The 16,955-nt window shown below is 38.3% G+C and carries 17 protein-coding genes, 1 tRNA gene and 3 pseudogenes; 17 read left to right on the top strand and 4 right to left on the bottom strand.

Annotated features, from left to right (window positions below):
* Positions 1-50: 50 nt before the first annotated feature.
* The 4 genes and pseudogenes from AC4CUZ_RS14655 (at position 51) to AC4CUZ_RS14640 (ending at position 5,051) form a co-directional block, all read left to right on the top strand.
* Positions 51-695, top strand: coding sequence for an RluA family pseudouridine synthase (locus AC4CUZ_RS14655; RefSeq protein WP_114837317.1), 645 nt, complete (start codon positions 51-53; stop codon positions 693-695).
* 136 nt (positions 696-831) lie between these two features.
* Positions 832-3,669, top strand: a complete 2,838-nt coding sequence (gene rapA / locus AC4CUZ_RS14650) for an RNA polymerase-associated protein RapA (RefSeq protein ID WP_490747868.1) — start codon at positions 832-834, stop codon at positions 3,667-3,669.
* A gap of 161 nt (positions 3,670-3,830) precedes the next feature.
* Entirely contained in the window at positions 3,831-4,097 is a 267-nt protein-coding gene (locus AC4CUZ_RS14645) for a PAAR domain-containing protein (protein WP_004980182.1), read from the top strand.
* A 138-nt stretch (positions 4,098-4,235) separates the two neighbouring features.
* A pseudogene (locus AC4CUZ_RS14640) lies at positions 4,236-5,051 on the top strand (alpha/beta fold hydrolase).
* 38 nt (positions 5,052-5,089) lie between these two features.
* Here AC4CUZ_RS14640 and fabR read toward each other — a convergent pair.
* The gene (fabR, locus tag AC4CUZ_RS14635; RefSeq protein WP_490747867.1) at positions 5,090-5,785 is read right to left on the bottom strand and encodes an HTH-type transcriptional repressor FabR; all 696 of its coding nucleotides are present in this window, start codon (positions 5,783-5,785) and stop codon (positions 5,090-5,092) included.
* Between the two features lie 140 nt (positions 5,786-5,925).
* Here fabR and AC4CUZ_RS14630 point away from each other — a divergent pair, with 140 nt between their 5' ends.
* Both AC4CUZ_RS14630 and AC4CUZ_RS14625 read left to right on the top strand, forming a co-directional pair.
* The gene (locus AC4CUZ_RS14630) at positions 5,926-6,993 is read left to right on the top strand and encodes a ferredoxin reductase (RefSeq protein WP_490747866.1); all 1,068 of its coding nucleotides are present in this window, start codon (positions 5,926-5,928) and stop codon (positions 6,991-6,993) included.
* A 14-nt stretch (positions 6,994-7,007) separates the two neighbouring features.
* Complete coding sequence (locus AC4CUZ_RS14625) at positions 7,008-8,102, top strand: fatty acid desaturase family protein (RefSeq protein WP_184119188.1); 1,095 nt, start codon at positions 7,008-7,010, stop codon at positions 8,100-8,102.
* 36 nt (positions 8,103-8,138) lie between these two features.
* Here AC4CUZ_RS14625 and AC4CUZ_RS14620 read toward each other — a convergent pair whose 3' ends face one another.
* The 3 genes from AC4CUZ_RS14620 to AC4CUZ_RS14610 form a co-directional block, all read right to left on the bottom strand.
* Positions 8,139-8,339 carry a hypothetical protein gene (locus tag AC4CUZ_RS14620; protein ID WP_348960436.1) on the bottom strand — a complete coding sequence of 67 codons (201 nt, stop codon included), beginning with the start codon at positions 8,337-8,339 and terminating at the stop codon, positions 8,139-8,141.
* Between the two features lie 160 nt (positions 8,340-8,499).
* Positions 8,500-9,156, bottom strand: a complete 657-nt coding sequence (locus tag AC4CUZ_RS14615) for an HAD-IB family hydrolase (RefSeq protein ID WP_348960435.1) — start codon at positions 9,154-9,156, stop codon at positions 8,500-8,502.
* On the bottom strand, positions 9,123-10,328 hold the full coding sequence (locus AC4CUZ_RS14610) for a DUF1615 family protein (RefSeq protein WP_004980175.1): 1,206 nt from the start codon (positions 10,326-10,328) through the stop codon (positions 9,123-9,125). Before AC4CUZ_RS14610 ends, AC4CUZ_RS14615 begins: the two co-directional genes overlap by 34 nt.
* Before the next feature lie 395 nt (positions 10,329-10,723).
* Here AC4CUZ_RS14610 and AC4CUZ_RS14605 point away from each other — a divergent pair, with 395 nt between their 5' ends.
* The 11 genes and pseudogenes from AC4CUZ_RS14605 (at position 10,724) to AC4CUZ_RS14555 (ending at position 16,849) form a co-directional block, all read left to right on the top strand.
* Complete coding sequence (locus AC4CUZ_RS14605; protein ID WP_017395860.1) at positions 10,724-11,128, top strand: transposase family protein; 405 nt, start codon at positions 10,724-10,726, stop codon at positions 11,126-11,128.
* Positions 11,129-11,165: 37 nt separating this feature from the next.
* Positions 11,166-11,558: pseudogene (locus AC4CUZ_RS14600) on the top strand (transposase family protein); the annotation flags it as partial.
* Between the two features lie 140 nt (positions 11,559-11,698).
* The gene (locus AC4CUZ_RS14595; RefSeq protein ID WP_079265503.1) at positions 11,699-12,724 is read left to right on the top strand and encodes an IS30-like element ISAba125 family transposase; all 1,026 of its coding nucleotides are present in this window, start codon (positions 11,699-11,701) and stop codon (positions 12,722-12,724) included.
* A 63-nt stretch (positions 12,725-12,787) separates the two neighbouring features.
* A complete protein-coding gene (locus tag AC4CUZ_RS14590; RefSeq protein ID WP_490747865.1) occupies positions 12,788-13,957 on the top strand; it encodes a type I restriction endonuclease in 1,170 nt (389 codons plus the stop codon).
* Between the two features lie 271 nt (positions 13,958-14,228).
* The gene (locus tag AC4CUZ_RS14585) at positions 14,229-14,444 is read left to right on the top strand and encodes a hypothetical protein (protein WP_004693517.1); all 216 of its coding nucleotides are present in this window, start codon (positions 14,229-14,231) and stop codon (positions 14,442-14,444) included.
* 278 nt (positions 14,445-14,722) lie between these two features.
* Complete coding sequence (locus tag AC4CUZ_RS14580; RefSeq protein ID WP_004693516.1) at positions 14,723-14,932, top strand: cold-shock protein; 210 nt, start codon at positions 14,723-14,725, stop codon at positions 14,930-14,932.
* Positions 14,933-15,273: 341 nt separating this feature from the next.
* On the top strand, positions 15,274-15,561 hold the full coding sequence (locus tag AC4CUZ_RS14575) for a head-tail connector protein (protein WP_279678033.1): 288 nt from the start codon (positions 15,274-15,276) through the stop codon (positions 15,559-15,561).
* Positions 15,562-15,811: 250 nt separating this feature from the next.
* Positions 15,812-16,081 (top strand): annotated as a pseudogene (locus tag AC4CUZ_RS14570) (hypothetical protein).
* A 104-nt stretch (positions 16,082-16,185) separates the two neighbouring features.
* Positions 16,186-16,311 carry a hypothetical protein gene (locus AC4CUZ_RS14565; RefSeq protein WP_017397253.1) on the top strand — a complete coding sequence of 42 codons (126 nt, stop codon included), beginning with the start codon at positions 16,186-16,188 and terminating at the stop codon, positions 16,309-16,311.
* 77 nt (positions 16,312-16,388) lie between these two features.
* Positions 16,389-16,676, top strand: coding sequence for a hypothetical protein (locus AC4CUZ_RS14560; protein WP_336000315.1), 288 nt, complete (start codon positions 16,389-16,391; stop codon positions 16,674-16,676).
* Positions 16,677-16,772: 96 nt separating this feature from the next.
* Positions 16,773-16,849 (top strand) — tRNA-Met (locus AC4CUZ_RS14555).
* The last annotated feature ends 106 nt before the right edge of the window (positions 16,850-16,955 follow it).

Here is a 16,955-nt window from a genome sequence, read left to right as displayed (position 1 = left end):
AGCTTTTTATTATTGCCCGCTTGTTTTCGCGATCAGCTTGGAATAGAACCTTGAGTAATTTTCTAACCGAACACCTGATTCATCGAGATGAGGACTTTATGGTCATCCATAAGCCTGCAGGTATACTCACCGTTCCGGGGAAGACAGAAGACTTACAAGATTGTATGATCAATCGTTTAGTCAAACTAGAACCTAAAACACTACTGATCCACCGTCTTGATCGTGATACCTCAGGTATCTTGGTTTTTGGTCTCAGCCGTTGGGGACAAAAATCCATTTCTCGTCAGTTTCAAGAGCGCCAAACCGATAAAACCTATCAAGCGATTGTGGCTGGTCATTTAGAGGGTCAGGGCACTGTTGATGTGCCTGTCATTTATGATCCGTCCCGTCCACCGTTACATATTGCAGAGCTCAGTCATAACAAGCCTGCTGTGACAGAGTGGAAAGCCATTGAACATTTTGAAATACAGGGTCAGCCCGTGACTCGTGTAGCACTCACCCCCATTACAGGGCGCTCGCATCAACTTCGTGTACATATGCAGTTTTTAGGTCATCCTATCGTGGGAGATACGCTTTATGCTGCGCCTGACCAGCAAGATTTGATGCCGCGTTTGTGTTTACACGCAGAGCGTTTGAGTTTTCATCATCCCCAAACAGATGAACGTATCGAATTTATTTGTCCAGTACCATTTTAAGTACGTGGAATCATCAAATTTGCTCACTTTTTTAGTGAGCTTTATGTCAAAATATATTGCTTAAAGGTGTATAATTTTGCTCAAATATCAAACAATGTTTGAGCATTAAATTTGCAGTCCTAACTTGTAGATAAAGGTGGAAAAATTGCAGCAGTTTGCTATTGGTCAACGTTGGTTATCAGATACAGAAACAGAACTAGGTCTAGGAGTTCTTATTGATGTAGATGAGCGATCTGTCAGCATCTTATTCCCTAAAAGTGATGAAACACGTGTATATGCACGGAATAATGCACCTTTATCACGTATCATTTTTAACGTGAACGATGAATTACAAGATCAAGAAGGCACCAAGTGGACGGTTGAATCACATGAAGACCGTCATGGTGTGGTGCGTTATAACGTTGTTCGTCGCTTAGAAGATGGCACGGAAGAACGTAAATCACTGAATGAGACTCGCATTGGCGCTCAAATTCAGCTGTCTAAACCGCTTGATCGCTTATTGGCAAGTCAAATTGACTATAAAGAATGGTACGACTTACGTATTGAAGCGATGCTAATGCAAGCCAATATGAAGTCGAGCCCACTGCGTGGTATGGTCGGTTCGCGTGTCGGTTTGATTCCTCATCAGTTGTATATTGCACACGAAGTGGGTCAACGTTTTGCTCCCCGTGTTCTTTTAGCCGATGAAGTGGGCTTAGGGAAAACCATTGAAGCTGGGTTGATCATCCATCAACAGCTTAAAACGGGACGCTCTGAACGCATTCTGATTTTGGTGCCAGATTCACTGCAATATCAGTGGATGATTGAAATGCGCCGCCGTTTCAATTTGCAGTTCTCTTTATTTGATTTAACTCGTACGGCTTCAATCAAAGAACATGACCCTGAACTGAATCCATTTCTGACTGAACAATGCATTATTGCCTCAATTGATCTGATGATTGACCATGATGATTTGCGTGAACAAGCTCTAGAAGCGGGTTTTGATCTGTTGGTGGTCGATGAAGCACATCACTTGATGTGGAATGAAGAAGATGGCGGTAATGATCGCTATGACCTCGTTGAAGAATTGGCAGAAAAAACACCGGGCGTTTTATTGTTAACGGCAACCCCAGAACAGCTGGGTGTGGAAAGTCACTTTGCGCGTTTACGTTTACTTGATCCACAGCGTTTTAGTTCGCTGGATCGTTTCTTGGATGAAGAAACCCAGTATCAACAAACTGCAAAAATTGCTGAAGTACTGATGTCAGATATGCCACTTGAAGAAGGGCATTTAGCTGCATTGGAAGGTTTGTTAGGGCATCGCATTGAAGATGCACCAGAACAACGTTTCCGTGCCATTCATGAGCTTTTAGACCGTCATGGTACAGGGCGTATTTTGTTCCGTAACACCCGTGAGGCCATTCAAGGTTTCCCAGGTCGTGACTGTCAGCCTGCACCTTTGCCTGCACCAGAAAACTGGTCTAAAGATGGTAAATTGCGTGAACAAATGTGGCCAGAAGAAGCGCAGCTTGACGGTGCGTGGATGGAAGCTGACCCGCGTGTCATGTGGCTCATGGAAAAACTACGTACAGACTTAAAACACAAAAAAGTATTGCTCATTGCACGTACTGGTCCCGTGGTTGAAGCGCTTGAAAATGTACTCCGTTTACATGCGGGTATTCGTACTGCAATGTTCCATGAAGGCATGAGTTTGCTTGAGCGTGACCAAGCGTCGGCTTACTTTGCTGAAGAATCTTATGGTGCACAAATTTTACTGTGCTCTGAAATTGGTTCTGAAGGTCGTAACTTCCAATTTGCATCAGATTTGATTTTATTTGACTTGCCTGCAAACCCAGATGTACTTGAACAACGTATTGGCCGTTTAGACCGTATTGGTCAAGAAAATCGGATTCAAATTCATGTGCCGTATCTAATTGGAACAGCACAAGAACGTATGTTCCGTTGGTATAACGAAGCATTAAATATTTTCAGTAATATCTCGCCAACTGCTCAAACTTTACAAGAAAACTTTATTGTTGAATTGAAAGATTGTTTACTGACAGATCAAGGTCAGCAGTTTGATGACTTACTCGAAGCAGTTAGCGTACAACGTGAAGCCTTAGAAGCAGAGTTACAATCAGGTCGTGACCGTTTACTTGAATACAACTCTTGTCGTCCAATTGTGGCGCAAGAAATTGTACAAGCGCTTGAGTCTTATGATGACAACACCACTTTGCCAATGTTTATGAAGCGCTTTATGGCGTCGACAAACATTGATTTTGACGAGCAAAGCAACGGTACAGTCATCATTAAACCAACCGATCAAATGCAAGTTCAAGGTTTAACCTTGGACGAAGAAGGCATGACTGCGACCTTCTACCGCGATCAAGCTCAGATACGTGAAGATGCTCAGTATTTAACTCTTGAGCATCCATTTACTGAAAGCGTAATGGAAATGATCAACACTCAAGGTTTTGGTAGTACCAACGTTGCAGTGTTGAAGTCAGCTGCTTTACCGCAAGGTTCAGTATTGTTAGAAGTGTGGTTTAAGGTCGATGTGGTTGCGCCGAAAGCATTGAATTTACCTTCAAGCTTACCGCAGCAGCTGGTTCGCGTCTTGCTGAGTGAAAAGGGTCAAGACCTGTCGCAGAAAATTGCCCCTGAAATCTTAAAACCATACTTGCATCATTTGGATGGTAATAGCTGTCGTCAAGTCGTGAAAGCACGCCGTGAAGTGATTGAGCAGCGTTATGTACAAGCATTAGAGCTTGCACGTGCGGCTTTACCAAGCTTTGTGCAACAAGCGAAAGAAGTCTACGGTAGCAAGTGGCAATACGAAATTGACCGCCTGTCTTATTTAAAGCAGTTTAATCCGAGTATTCGTGAAGATGAAATTTCGCGTCTACAAAAACTGCAAAAAGAAGGTCTCGGTTTGCTAGATGGCCTATCGGTCACACCAGAAGCAATTCAAGTGATGGTTGTGGTTAAACCATAATTGGAATTGCTGTATGAAAAGCACCTTCGGGTGCTTTTTTAATGAGTCCTTAAAAAAATGGATGTCTAAGTTGTATTTGAAAAGTAATCCATTGAAATTTTAAGCGCTTGCTTATGCTAGAATTTTCGCCATTAAAACTCTAATGTATCGAACAATAAATTATGTCTAAAGCTTTAGTAACAATGGGTTCAAAAACAACACATGGTGGCATCGTCACTGAGTGTGAGAACAGTTTTGTGATCAATGGTATTGCTGTGCACTTAAATGGAATGAAGCATTTTTGTCCTAAGTGTCGAATGGTGGTTTCTGCGATTGCAGCAGATCAGAGTACAACGGTCTTGGGGCGTGCTGTGGTGATTGCAGGAGACAAAACCAACTGTGGCGCTACTTTTTTAGCTAATCAGAACTTAACTGTTTCTGCAAAGTAATGTCAGATCTATTCCGGAATATTTTTAAAATTGGCCGAAGTGATCAAAGTCTATGACTTAGCATTCATCCTGCGCCATTTCGTTTAGATTGAAAAACGATTATGGTAAATAGGCTATAAAACAATAGATCTGAATGACATGAGCAAACCAGCCTTACACTTTACCCATGCAAACGGCATTCCCTCGGGCAGCTATCAAAAATTCTTTCAGTTTTTAAATAAAGATTTTGATGTCAAAGCGATTCCGATGATTGGTCTAGATCCGCACTATCCTGTGGAATACCGTTGGGAAGCATTGGTGGACCAAGTTATTTCAGATATTGAATAGCAGTTTCCACGGCAACAAGTGATTGGTTTAGGGCATTCTTTTGGTTCTTTACTCACGCTTATGGCGGCTTATAAAAAACCACAGTTGTTTTCGCAAGTGATTATCATGGACCCCCCGTTTGTGATTGGTTCCAAGGCCTTTTTATTTGAAGCGTTACAAAGGCTAGGATCAAAGTCCATTGAAAAACTTACCCCAGCTGCAGTGACTGTCAAGCGTCGTGATCATTGGGAGAGTATTGAGCAGGCCAGTCAGGCGCTCAGACCGAATCGTATTTTTAAAGACTTTGATGAACAGTGTTTTGCGGACTTTATAGCGTGTGGTTTAAAAAGTGATTCGACTCGAAATGGGGTGACGCTAACCATTCCCAAACATACTGAAGCTGAGATCTTCAGGACAGTGCCTGCGTGGTGGTGGCGTACCCCACGCAAAGCACCTGATATGCCGATTCATGTGTTGACTGCAAAAGATAGCCATTTCTATAAGCAAGGTTTACCCCAAGGGATGAAAAAAACCTATGCGATCGACTATAGTGTGCTTGAAGGTGGGCATATGTTTCCGCTAGAACAACCGAAACAGACCGCAGAATTTGTGCACCAGCTCATTAAAGAGCAACAGCGAAACAAATAATAAGATATTTCAGCGAATCTGTTGGGTGTAATCACAGATTAGCGAATCATCGCTTCATCCAAATGACGCGAACCTTCCAAAATCATGCGAATCATGATCATGGTTTGTTCAGCCATTTTTTTACGCTCTACACTTGGCATATCAATCACTTTGGCACCCATATTGAAAACCAATTGGGTGATTGCCATGGACACCAATTCAGGGTGGAAGAGTTTGCTATTATTTAAACGTTCTAAACGAATTAAATCATCTTTGAGTTCTTGCTGGAAATAATTCAACTGTCTTTCGACCGCATTTTTATAAGATGCTGAACCCGTATATGCTTCGCGTAATAGCAGGCTTAAGTTGCCGTCATCCGCATCTAGTTGTTCAATAAAAACTTCGACTGAGCTACGAATAATACTTTCTTGGCGAATGGCCTTAATCCGTGCTTCATGCAAAATTTGGCGTAGCACAACACCTGCACGTTCAATCAACTCAATAGCAAGTTCATCGGTATCTTTAAAATGACGATAAAAACTATTCGGCGCAATGCCTGCTTCACGTGCGACTTCACGCAAGCTCAGGGATGCAATACTTTTTTCAGGACCAATCAAATTTAAAGCAGCTTGAAACAGTTCATCTTTTGTAATCGTTGCTTTTCGACCAACACTACGTGCAAGCACTGGTGCATGTTTTTTTGAAGCTTCATGCTCTGTGTTGGTTGTATGGGTTTGAATGGTGGTCGGTTTCATATTTATCAAGTAATTAAATCAATCGGTTCATTATAGCCCCACTGGTCGGCATTGTGAAACGAAACGAAACAATCAGAGTATATATACAAATATATATACATGTGTATAATAATTCAAAATCTATGGCGTGGTCCTTTACTATGCAGATCCTTGAAAGAACTAAATCTCCTTTAACTGAGTATGCTGAGAGTGTTATAGACCGACACACAGCTAACTTTTGGCTTCAAAAAATCAACCCACTTTGGTCGATACACCAAGCTTTGGGTAAAGTGGTAAAAAAAGAGCAAGTTGCACACGATATGGTGAGCTTGACGCTGCAAACCAATCGTCATTTTCAAATGGGGCAAGCGGGGCAACACCATCCTGTATATGTCGTGGTTCAAGGCGTACGTTATGAACGTACCTATAGTTTGACCCAGATTGATGCGCAACATGTCTTACTGAATGTAAAAATGGTAGACCAAGGCAAGGCAAGTCATTGGCTATGTGAGCAGGCTCAAATCGGCGATGTTTTAGAATTCGGTCAGCCTTATGGCGATATGCAATTGACTGTAAATGATCAACAGTTAATTTTACTTGCTGCGGGCAGTGGTATTACCCCCATGCTGAGTTTACTGAAACGTTTAGAGAAGACCGCTAAGCTTAAAAAGCAGCCTGTACATTTGATGTATTGGGTGAAAAAACATACTGATGCAGCTTTCAAAGCATATTTTGAGCAACTAGCAGCACAATACTCAAACTTCACATTCAGCATGTTTTATACCCAAGAGTCAGATGAAGGTGAGCGTTTAAACCAAAACCATATGTCTGGATTGGATCAGATTGAAAATGCAACGGTATATGCATGCGGCCCTTCAGGTTTTGTGGCTACGGTTGAGCAGCTTTTCGCTCATGCCAATACCTTAAAAACTGAAGCGTTTAGCATGAGTCCATTTGCAAATGATGATGTTGGTTTTGTGAATATTACCTTAACAAAGTCGAAGAAAATTTTAAGCATTCCCAAAGGTCAATCCATTCTTTCAAGTTTGGAACAGCAAAATGTTAAGCCTCAACATGGCTGCCGTATGGGAATCTGTAACAAATGTGCCTGCAACAAAGTTGAAGGTTCGACTAAAAACTTGGTCAATGGTGCACAAAATTCTGAGCCTGGAAATTTTCTAAAAATTTGTGTCAATACGGCACAAACCGATCTTATTGTTGATTTATAAGGGGAATAAATACAATGAATATGCCTGTTAAAGTTGAATATTTTAAAAACCCGAAGAATCGTGAGTTAACGACATTTGAGTTGGATGAACTTGCACGTGAGCTAGATGCCATTAAGCAAGAAGTACTGGATGATATTGGCGAGAAAGATGCGCAATATATTCGTCGTGTCTATGCAGCGGTGCGTTATGCATCTATTGCAGGTCGTGCATGTTTATTTGCAGGTTGGTTCCCACCTGCATGGGTGTTGGGCACGGGCTTGCTGAGTTTTGCCAAGATTATGGAAAACATGGAATTAGGTCATAACGTGATGCACGGTCAATATGACTGGATGAACGACCCTAAGTTTAATGGTCAAAACTATGAGTGGGACATCGTAGGTACAGCAGACAATTGGCGTCAGACCCATAACTACAAGCATCATACCTATACCAACATTAAAGGAATGGATGATGACATTGGCTATGGTCTGCTTCGATTATTCCCTGAACAACGTTGGAAACCGGGCTTTTTATTACAACCGATTTATAGCATTCCATTTTGTTTGTTGTTCCAATGGGGCGTTGCGATCCAAAACTTGGAATTAGGCAAATACTTCAAGGGACGTAAAAGCAAAGCGCAGACTTTAGCTGAATGGAAACCTATGCAGCGCAAAATTGGTAAACAATTGTTTAAAGATTATGTGTTTTTCCCACTCATTGCAGGACCTGCGGCGTTGCCTGTCTTTACGGGGAATTTGATTGCAAATGGTATCCGTAATATGTGGACATTTAGTGTGATTTTTTGTGGTCACTTCACCAAAGATGTGGAAGTTTTCCCGAAAAAAGTACTGGAAAATGAAAGCCGTGGTCACTGGTACATGCGACAAATTCGTGGTTCATCGAATTTAACGGGTTCTGAAGCATTCCATATTTTGACGGGGCACTTAAGTCATCAAATTGAGCATCACTTATATCCAGATGTACCTGCGCGTCGTTACCGTAAAATGGCACCGAAAGTACAAGCAGTGTGTGAAAAGTATGGCATTAACTATAACAATGCCAGCTTAGTAAAACAGTATGGTAGCGTCATCAAACGTATTGTGAAATATGCATTTCCCTTTAAAAAGTAAGTAAAAAAGCCACTTCATTTGAAGTGGCTTTTTTTGTTATTTACTAAATTGACGTAAGGTCTTTACCAGATGATGGTAATCACCTTGTTTGGCGATATTGAGCACATGTTCAATTTCGTGTTTTAACCATTTTTGTTTTGAAGCATTAAAAGCGAACTTCGCCAATAATACAAAGGGGCTTTCACCGAATTTAATCGAAAGACCTTTGACATACTTGGGTGGAGATAACTGTTCCATACTGATGCCTTTTTATAATTTAAGTGGAATGGTTCTCAAAATATTTTTATTAGGCAAAATTTATCATAAATATATTTTTTGGTAAATAAAACATACTGAATTTTAATAATAAATATTTTTAAAAATTTAATATGGCTAATTATTAACCTGAACTTAATAATTAGCTTATTTGACGATGATTTGATGTTTCTGACAAGTCAGGAAGACTTAAATCTGTCCCTACCAAATAGCTAAAATCAGCTAAAGACAACATTTGTTTATCTTCAATGCTATTTCCATAAGCATAAACGGCATGATAACTATCCAGCGCATATTTTTCTTGGATACGTTGAGCTTTGTACTCACAGCTACAGTCCGCAGTCAGATAACGCCCTGTATAGTGTTGCTGGTCTTGTTCAACTTGGGTACAGATCAGTTCAATTGAGAGGATTTCACACACATATTTTAAATAGATATCAATTGAAGCAGAGACCAAAACCACATCATCGCCCAAACTTTGGTGTTGCTTTAGTTGGCTATAAAGTGCTGGATTAAGTCCTTTGATTAAGAGTTCTGCATAGCGTTTTGCATAAGCGTCAATTTCGCTCACTTCAGCTTGCTTAAACATCGCATGGAAAAGTTTAGAGCGCATATGATGGGCAGGATAAAAACCTAAATAATAACTTTGAATATAAGGCAGAACTTTTAAGCCTTGTAGAGCAATATGCCGTTTCGAGTGTACATAGAAGATGAACCCCGTAAAACTGTCTTTGTCATACAGGGTGCCATCAAAGTCAAATAAGGCTAGATTTTTATGCGCTTTGCACGTTGCATGCATGTTTGATAACGTCCATTGACACGAGTGGCAAACCAGTTGGTATTGTAGTCACGGCTGAGCTTTGGACCAGAAATGACGACTTCTGGCATCATGGCATAGAAAGGTTCTTTTTTAGTGACTTCTTGATAAAGCTTAGCCACAGCACGATAGGTGGCTGTATCTTCAAATTTCTTCTCTTTCTCTTTTTTCAGGTCAGAGCGAATTTGACGTGGAGTAACCAAAATATTGTGCTGAGCGAAAACACTGATGAGTTCACGCTCTGATTGACTCTTTGCAGATTTAGGTGAGCCATCTTTGCCATAAAGTAACAAGTCACCGTCTAAATCAAGTTCAGCTTCAGTTAAGTCATTCAACATACTTTGGAAGGCTGCATTTCGACTTGAGTACATACCTGAGTTATAGTCAGCAAAACGGTAAAGCGGTTTGTCATAGTCAGCAGGGTACATCATCAGTCGGTGGATGCCGTAGTACAGACCACCATATTGGCTATAAAGGTCGGTACGTAGGTCAGCCATGCTGCCACCTTCGCGTTTATTGTCTTTGGCATAACCGATATGCACTTGCATTGAACCCAATGTAGTAATTGGGTTCATTTTTTCGCCCACGTCTTGACCCACAAGTTTGGCTGCACCTGTGAGTGCACTGACGTGATAGTGCTTTGACATATAGTCAAAAATTTCACGGTACAGTTCATCCAGTTCACGTTCTGTTTTAACGCGGCGCATTTGGCTTAAATAGTTATCTTCAGGACTCGGCTGCTCTTTTAAAACCTGTTGGAAATAGCCTGCAATGGTGCCACCAATGGCATCACCGAGCTTATCTTTAAATTTTTCATCTAAGCGATCTTGGACTTCTTTAACCGCTTTTTCACCTAAACCGTAAACTTGTGGGTCTGCAACAAAGTTAGACTCTTGATCAACCACGGCAATGATCGAACACATATTCTCTTTATTTTGCGGAATACCAAACTGCTCTGAAATATCGTATATATCTTCAGCCCATGAACGGCGGTCATTTACGCGTCCGGGAATGATGCGTGCGATTTGTTCAGCATTGAGCTTAGGCTCATCATCTGTCCACCATGAACGATCACCGCAGGCGGTTAAGCCTATAGATATGGCCAAGACACTTAGTGTTTTTAAACCAGAAGAAAGAAACAGCTTTTTATTCATAAACAGAGAACACATGATAAAAGGTGAGCCGAAACAGCAGGTGCAGTATACTATGTCGGTCGAAAAAGTGATGAATTTATATGTATATTGGTCGGTATCAACTGTCAAATCATTTGGTTGTTGTTCCTATGGCAGGTGGGTTGGGTTATTAAGAAGAATGAATATTATTCAGTCTGTTATCTGTTTTATTATGACGGATGGCGCAAAATTAGTGTAATAGATTGAGGAGAACTTAACTTATGATTTTTCCATTTTTTGAGATTCGTTTTTTTAATAAATTAAACAGAAAATAGTTCAACGAATAGAATAGACTTCCGTCATAAATCAAAAAACGTACAATTTATTTGATCTTAAATTAATCAGCAAAATTATTTAATTCAAGAGATAATCCTTGGATGAAATTCAAAGATATTCAAAAATTATCAGACGTTAAGTTTCGTAGGCTTACCGGTGTTAGTTGGGCTACATTTAACCTCATGTTGGCCGAGCTAAATAAGCATTTACCTCGTCATATTGGTAAAGGACGACCGCATAAATTACCGTTGGAAGATCGTTTGCTCTTATGTATAGAATATTGGAGAGAATATCGAACATTTTTCCATCTTGGTATGAGTTACGGTGTATCTGAAACGAGTGCAATTCGTATCACACGTGTTATTGAAGATACCTTAATCGGTTCTGGAAAATTTAACTTGCCAAAACAACTTCCTAATCGAGATGAAGTGGATTGGGAAGTTGTTGTGATTGATGCCACTGAAATATTAGTTCAACGTCCAAAAAAAACAGAAGAAATGGTATAGCGGTAAAAAAAAGCGACATACCTTTAAATTTCAGCTATCTATGCACTATACAACAGGTGAAATACTGAGTGTATGTGGAAGTCATGGAAGCATGCATGATTTTAAAATATTTAAAAAAAGCATGAGGAAATTAAAATTTAAGCCCTTTTTTATCGTTGATAAGGGGTATTTAGGGATAAAGAAATTGGGTTTTGGATGCCTCATGCCATCTAAAGCAAAGAAAACTGAAAAACTAGATTCTGAATTAAAAAAGTTAAATAGAGAGATTGGTCGTAGACGAATTCAAGTAGAGCATGTATTTGGAAGGATGAAATGTTTTAAGATTTTATCTTGTGTATATAGAAATCGTCGTAAAAGATTAAACCTGCGGTTTAATTTACTTGCTGGCATATACAATTTAGATTGGGTGAAAGATAAACAATTAAATTGATTGAAAAATGATTTATGAAGGAAGTCTAATGTAATGATATTCTAAAAACAAATTTAAATTAATATTTGAAAAATAAAGTAAAAGGGGGCAGAGTAAAACTTGAAGTGCGACATAAACCACCTAATTAATTTAAAAGGTTTATGGAGTATATAAAATTGTCATACCATCATCTTAACTTTGAAGATCGTACTGCATTAATGCTTGAGTCAAGAAAAGAAGGCTTTTCAGCCAGAAAATTTGCTGAACTTATTAAAAGACATCCTAGTACGATCTATCGTGAGCTTAAAAGAAATAGCATCAATGACGTTTATCAAGCTCGATATGCTTCTGATAACACTTTTGCTAGACGTAGACGTGGTCACAGAAAACTCAAAATCGATTCAATCCTCTGGAAATTTATTGTTGAAGCGATCCGTTGTTTATGGTCTCCTCAGCAAATAGCAAAGCGTTTAAAGACATTTCCTGATTTGGATCAAACAATGAATGTAAGCCATACAACGATTTATTCAACGATACGAGCATTACCCAAGGGTGAGTTGAAAAAAGACTTATTATCCTGTCTGCGTCATGAAAATAAAAAGCGAAAAGCTAACGGTGAACCTAAAAAAGATTCTATATTACAGGATATTAAAACTATTCATGAGCGCCCAGCCGAAGTTCAAGAAAGAAAAATACCGGGTCATTGGGAAGCTGATTTAATTAAAGGTAAAGACAATAAAAGTTCGATAGCAACACTTATTGAACGAAATACACGGCTCTGTATCTTGGCAACATTACCTGATGCAAAGGCAGAATCAGTGCGCAAGGCTTTAACTGAAGCTCTGAAATATTTACCTGCAGAACTGCGTAAAACGTTGACCTATGACCGTGGACGTGAGATGTCAGAACATAAAATACTCGAAGAAGATTTAGGCATAGATGTATATTTCTGTGACCCACATTCACCCTGGCAAAAAGGCACATGCGAAAATATGAATGGTTTAATTAGGCAATATTTACCTAAAGGGATTGATTTAAATCAGGCAGATCAGCATTATTTAAATCAAGTTGCCATGTCACTGAATACTCGTCCTAGAAAAGCGTTAGATTGGCTTACACCATTAGAGAAATTTGCTCAGCTTGTTGATTATCATAAGACTTTTCAAACTGTCGCACCTCATGTTTGAATTCGCCGGGTTAAGATCTAAAATTAGATCAAAAAATGTACTTGTAATAATAATGAGGGGAATATGGAAAATTTTATTAATAGACTAAGAAGCCATATTGAGCATGTGAAAAAAGTAGGGGGCCACTGTACTACAGAAGAAACAACTAAGCAGGCTTTAATCCTTCCTTTATTAGATATTTTAGGTTTTAGCCCTTATGACCCGACCAAGGTGCTTGCAGAATTTGCAGCTGATTTTCCAGGTGTGAAATCTACAGAAAGAGTTGATTATGCTCTTTACTGTAATGGGCAACCTGTAATGTTTATTGAAGCAAAACCTTATGTTGCTAATTTAACGAATCATGCTCCGCAGCTATCTAGATATTTTAATAGTAGTTTAGGGGTGACGATTGGCGCGATCACAAATGGTAAAGAATGGAGATTTTTTACTGATTTAATTAATCCAAATGTGATGGATGATAAGCCATTTTTAACAGTTGATTTTACGAAGAATAAAGCCGAGGTTTTGACACAGCTAGCTGAGTTTAAACATGATAATTTTCATGTAGAAAAGCTACGCTTTTTTGCTGAAGAAAATCAATATATCCAGCAGTTTAAAACTGTAATAAAAAGAAGTATTAATGAAGTTGATATTGATTTTGTTCGCTATGTGGCTCAACAAGCAAGTATTCCTCGTCAATTAAACACTAAATTTTTAGAGTCAATTCAGCCTTTTGTAAAACAAGCTGTTGAGCAGCCAATTAGTGATACCGTTGTTAAAGGACTATCCTCGCCTACAATTATTACTGCCCAGCCAGTTGAACAAAAAGTAGAGGAGACTATTGAGATTGTGTCTGAAAGCTCAACGCTAGCTGACATTGTTAACTCTGAAAATGAAAGAATTGTGACTACTGTTGATGAACAGGAGTTAAGTCGTATTGTGACAGAGCTCTTTCCTGAAGTTGAATTGGTGGCTAAAGACACAGAAAGCTATTTTAGCGTGCTGTTTCAGAATAAAAATAATCGTTGGTTATTTAGATATGATGTAAATCGTAAGAGACCAACCATTCAGTTTGCAGTAGCAATTGATGACTATCGAAAAAAAGAGTTAGAGCGGGCAGGATTGGAAGTGCAAAATAACGGTCAAGTTTTTTTAGATAAACCTGAACACATATATAGAGCCGTAGGCATTTTAAAAGATTGCTTGGATTACTGTAGTAATGATGACAACTTTAAAAGAGCATCTAATTCCTAATAGAAAAAGCCACTTTATAAGTGGCTTTTTCATAGCACAGTAAAAACTTCATACTTGAGAGATAGGATAGATCTTATTTTGTCATTACAAGTCATCCTTGGACGTGACCGTCGTGCAAAGATATCAAAATGATGTTTCTAATTTTCGATGAACTATGAATAAGAGTTATGGAGTACAGCCAAAGGCTCGGCAACAAGCCTCAAAAGCTAATCAAAGAGTAGGTTTTTTTATTTGTGCTATAGTTTAATTGTTACTTAGCAGGCAGAACAATATGAATATCTGTATTGGTGGTGACTTGGATGGTCAAGTAGTGATTTTAAATAAGATGCGATTTAATGCAAAAGAGATAGATCAAAATAAATCATCGAGCTATATCAAGCAAAAGTACGTTAAGGGCGATCAAGTCTTTAATTTTTGGCGACATGCAGAAATGAAAATATGGGATGTTACTCATCAAGTTGAGTTGATTTTAGGAAAGAAAAATTAGCTAGAAGTGGGCAAATAAGCTTTATTCGCTTTTAGTGAAGATTTTCTTATCAATATGGATGAAAAAGCATTTCATGTGGGGTTGGGTGGTAGCAATAAAATAATATGTTAAGGTCTATCTATTGCGCGCTAAAAAGCTTATAGTGATAGTGTATTAGAATTATTTATTTTATTGTATTTACTAAAGTTATTTCGCAATTGATTCAACTCTGCGGTTTATCCGATGTATATGATTTAAAAGATTAATTCTTATATTTTTCAAAATTTAAGAGAATATTTATGTCAAACATTACAACTGGTACCGTTAAGTGGTTTAATGAAACTAAAGGCTTTGGTTTTATTTCTAGCGATACTGGAGAAGACGTTTTTGCACACTTTAGCGAAATCCAATCAAACGGTTTCAAAGTGTTGAATGAAGGTCAACGTGTTCAGTTTACGATTGTAGCTGGCAAGAAAGGCCCTCAAGCAAGCTCTATCACAGTAATCTAAGAATATTGTGAATTAAAAAACCCGCTTCAGTTAGCGGGTTTTTTAATGGCAGCTTATTTACTATTCGGTTGTTCAGGCGTCGTACGCTCACTATCTTTAGGCGGTGAATGGCTTATTTAAAAAACATATGAACAAATATTAATTGATCTATAAGAAATCTTTTGAAGGACTTATTAAGAATAGTAGAAAAATCCCTAGATAAAGGGATTTCAATGCCAAGTAATCAATATGAGAATAGGAATGAGGTGAAATTGTGATATTTGCTATGACACCGTAAAAGACTCTAGGAACGAGTTTAGTGATGAAAGTGTAAAAGCTGACTCGGAAAAATGGAGTGATCTATGAGTATTGTTGAATTACATGAAGTGAAGTGCCACTTACACTATGCCGATGATAGCAATGATGTTTCATTAAAAAGCTTTATTGTTGCTGGTGACGCTATAATTAAAAACTACATTACAGATAATTTTGGATCGGAATATCCATCTGCCATTAAACAAGCTGCTTTATTATTAATCGAATACTGGGAACAGCACAGAAAAGATGGGGGTGAGGTGTCTGTGAATGGTAACTACCTTCCGATACCCGTACTCTCTTTGCTTAATCTATATCGTAAGCCCACTGTTTGATAGGTGATGTAGATAATTGTATATATCTTTAGGTAGGTATATTTGAAATTATGATAATTGCAATTGAGAATTATTTGCATTTATTGGGTTTGTGCGTTAGAATCAATTTCAAGAATAAAATTTGACAATGATGTTTCATTAACCCAGCTCTATTGATTCTCCAGAGGCTGGGTTTTTTATCTGCTTTAACAAAAAATAAAATTAGGTTAAATTATACCGATTGTTAAAATAAATATGAGAAGAATAGACCATGAATAAAAAATTTGAATTACATGTACTCAGTCAAATCTATGACTTTCTAATTGAAAGAGAAGGATTTACTGCTCTGAATCTTCATTTTTAGGTTATGGAATTTTTTAGGGAGTTACATGTGGGGGATAAGAGGGATTTTATTGTTTTGGCCCCGAATAAAATCTCAGGTAATTTCGGTGAGGTTACTCATATTCACTTATTAAATATTCCACATTTCCATGAAAAGGAAAAATTCATTCATTGGGCACATAAAGTTCTAAATCGCTAAGCGCCTAATCTGTAAAGAAAGAAAATAATATTGTTTCATAAATTAAACATTGAAATCTTTAGATTTTGATAAGTTATATTTTTAAATCGTGCTAGGCAAAAATGATGAAAATATTTGCAATAGTAAGTTTAGTTTTAATGCTGGGATTAACGGCATGCCAAAAAAGAGATACAGATACGAAAGAGCAGGATAAAACTACAACGCCACATTCCATGGATAAAGATCAGTAAGAAAAAGCTTGCCAAATGGTGGGCTTTTTCAAGAGTTAAAATGGTATAGTAGTGCTGTCATTTAAGTACTTTTTTCTATGTCTGAAACCTATAAATACATTTACACCCAAATTAGTACATTTGGATCATTACCTACACATAAAGTTCTTATAAGTAGTGTAGGAAGGAAGACAAAATTAGTTTTCGCTGATAATACTTTTGTTTATAGTACTGTTTCTAATTGGGCTTTAAGTCATTCGGGTCTTGATTCTAGGAAATCAATATGGTCTGAAGAGCCTAAGTCATTTTTAGACAGTGAAAAAACAAGATTAAGCATCTATAGAGCCTCACATCCTGCTTTTATCACTGAAGCAAGCATTGGTTAAGCACTAGAATTTGTATGTTGCTCATGTAATAACTGCTTATATTACAAATAAAGTTTGCTTTGTGGGTGCTTAGGGCGTATAAAGCTAACTCGTTGATGCGGGATGGAGCAGTCTGGTAGCTCGTCGGGCTCATAACCCGAAGGTCGTTGGTTCAAATCCAGCTCCCGCTACCAACGAAAAAGATTCAAAGTTTATAGCCTAGTCTTCACAGATTAGGCTTTTTTTATGGCTGGTTAATTTTATACATAGCGGTTTTTAAGAACGTGCTTTTATACAAGT

Source organism: Acinetobacter sp. 789_lipA, assembly GCF_058242845.1.
The sequence above is the reverse complement of the archived record's forward strand: the minus strand, read 5'-3'. Positions and strand labels throughout refer to the sequence as shown.

Excerpts from the sequence above, each read along its gene's own strand:
- AC4CUZ_RS14645 (WP_004980182.1), top strand. The coding sequence starts at position 3,831 with ATGTCTAAAGCTTTAGTAACAATGGGTTCAAAAACAACACATGGTGGC.
- fabR (WP_490747867.1), bottom strand. The coding sequence starts at position 5,785 with ATGAAACCGACCACCATTCAAACCCATACAACCAACACAGAGCATGAA.
- AC4CUZ_RS14630 (WP_490747866.1), top strand. The coding sequence starts at position 5,926 with ATGCAGATCCTTGAAAGAACTAAATCTCCTTTAACTGAGTATGCTGAG.
- AC4CUZ_RS14625 (WP_184119188.1), top strand. The coding sequence starts at position 7,008 with ATGAATATGCCTGTTAAAGTTGAATATTTTAAAAACCCGAAGAATCGT.
- AC4CUZ_RS14620 (WP_348960436.1), bottom strand. The coding sequence starts at position 8,339 with ATGGAACAGTTATCTCCACCCAAGTATGTCAAAGGTCTTTCGATTAAA.
- AC4CUZ_RS14615 (WP_348960435.1), bottom strand. The coding sequence starts at position 9,156 with ATGCATGCAACGTGCAAAGCGCATAAAAATCTAGCCTTATTTGACTTT.
- AC4CUZ_RS14610 (WP_004980175.1), bottom strand. The coding sequence starts at position 10,328 with ATGAATAAAAAGCTGTTTCTTTCTTCTGGTTTAAAAACACTAAGTGTC.
- AC4CUZ_RS14605 (WP_017395860.1), top strand. The coding sequence starts at position 10,724 with ATGAAATTCAAAGATATTCAAAAATTATCAGACGTTAAGTTTCGTAGG.
- AC4CUZ_RS14595 (WP_079265503.1), top strand. The coding sequence starts at position 11,699 with ATGGAGTATATAAAATTGTCATACCATCATCTTAACTTTGAAGATCGT.
- AC4CUZ_RS14590 (WP_490747865.1), top strand. The coding sequence starts at position 12,788 with ATGGAAAATTTTATTAATAGACTAAGAAGCCATATTGAGCATGTGAAA.
- AC4CUZ_RS14585 (WP_004693517.1), top strand. The coding sequence starts at position 14,229 with ATGAATATCTGTATTGGTGGTGACTTGGATGGTCAAGTAGTGATTTTA.
- AC4CUZ_RS14580 (WP_004693516.1), top strand. The coding sequence starts at position 14,723 with ATGTCAAACATTACAACTGGTACCGTTAAGTGGTTTAATGAAACTAAA.
- AC4CUZ_RS14575 (WP_279678033.1), top strand. The coding sequence starts at position 15,274 with ATGAGTATTGTTGAATTACATGAAGTGAAGTGCCACTTACACTATGCC.
- AC4CUZ_RS14565 (WP_017397253.1), top strand. The coding sequence starts at position 16,186 with ATGAAAATATTTGCAATAGTAAGTTTAGTTTTAATGCTGGGATTAACG.
- AC4CUZ_RS14560 (WP_336000315.1), top strand. The coding sequence starts at position 16,389 with ATGTCTGAAACCTATAAATACATTTACACCCAAATTAGTACATTTGGA.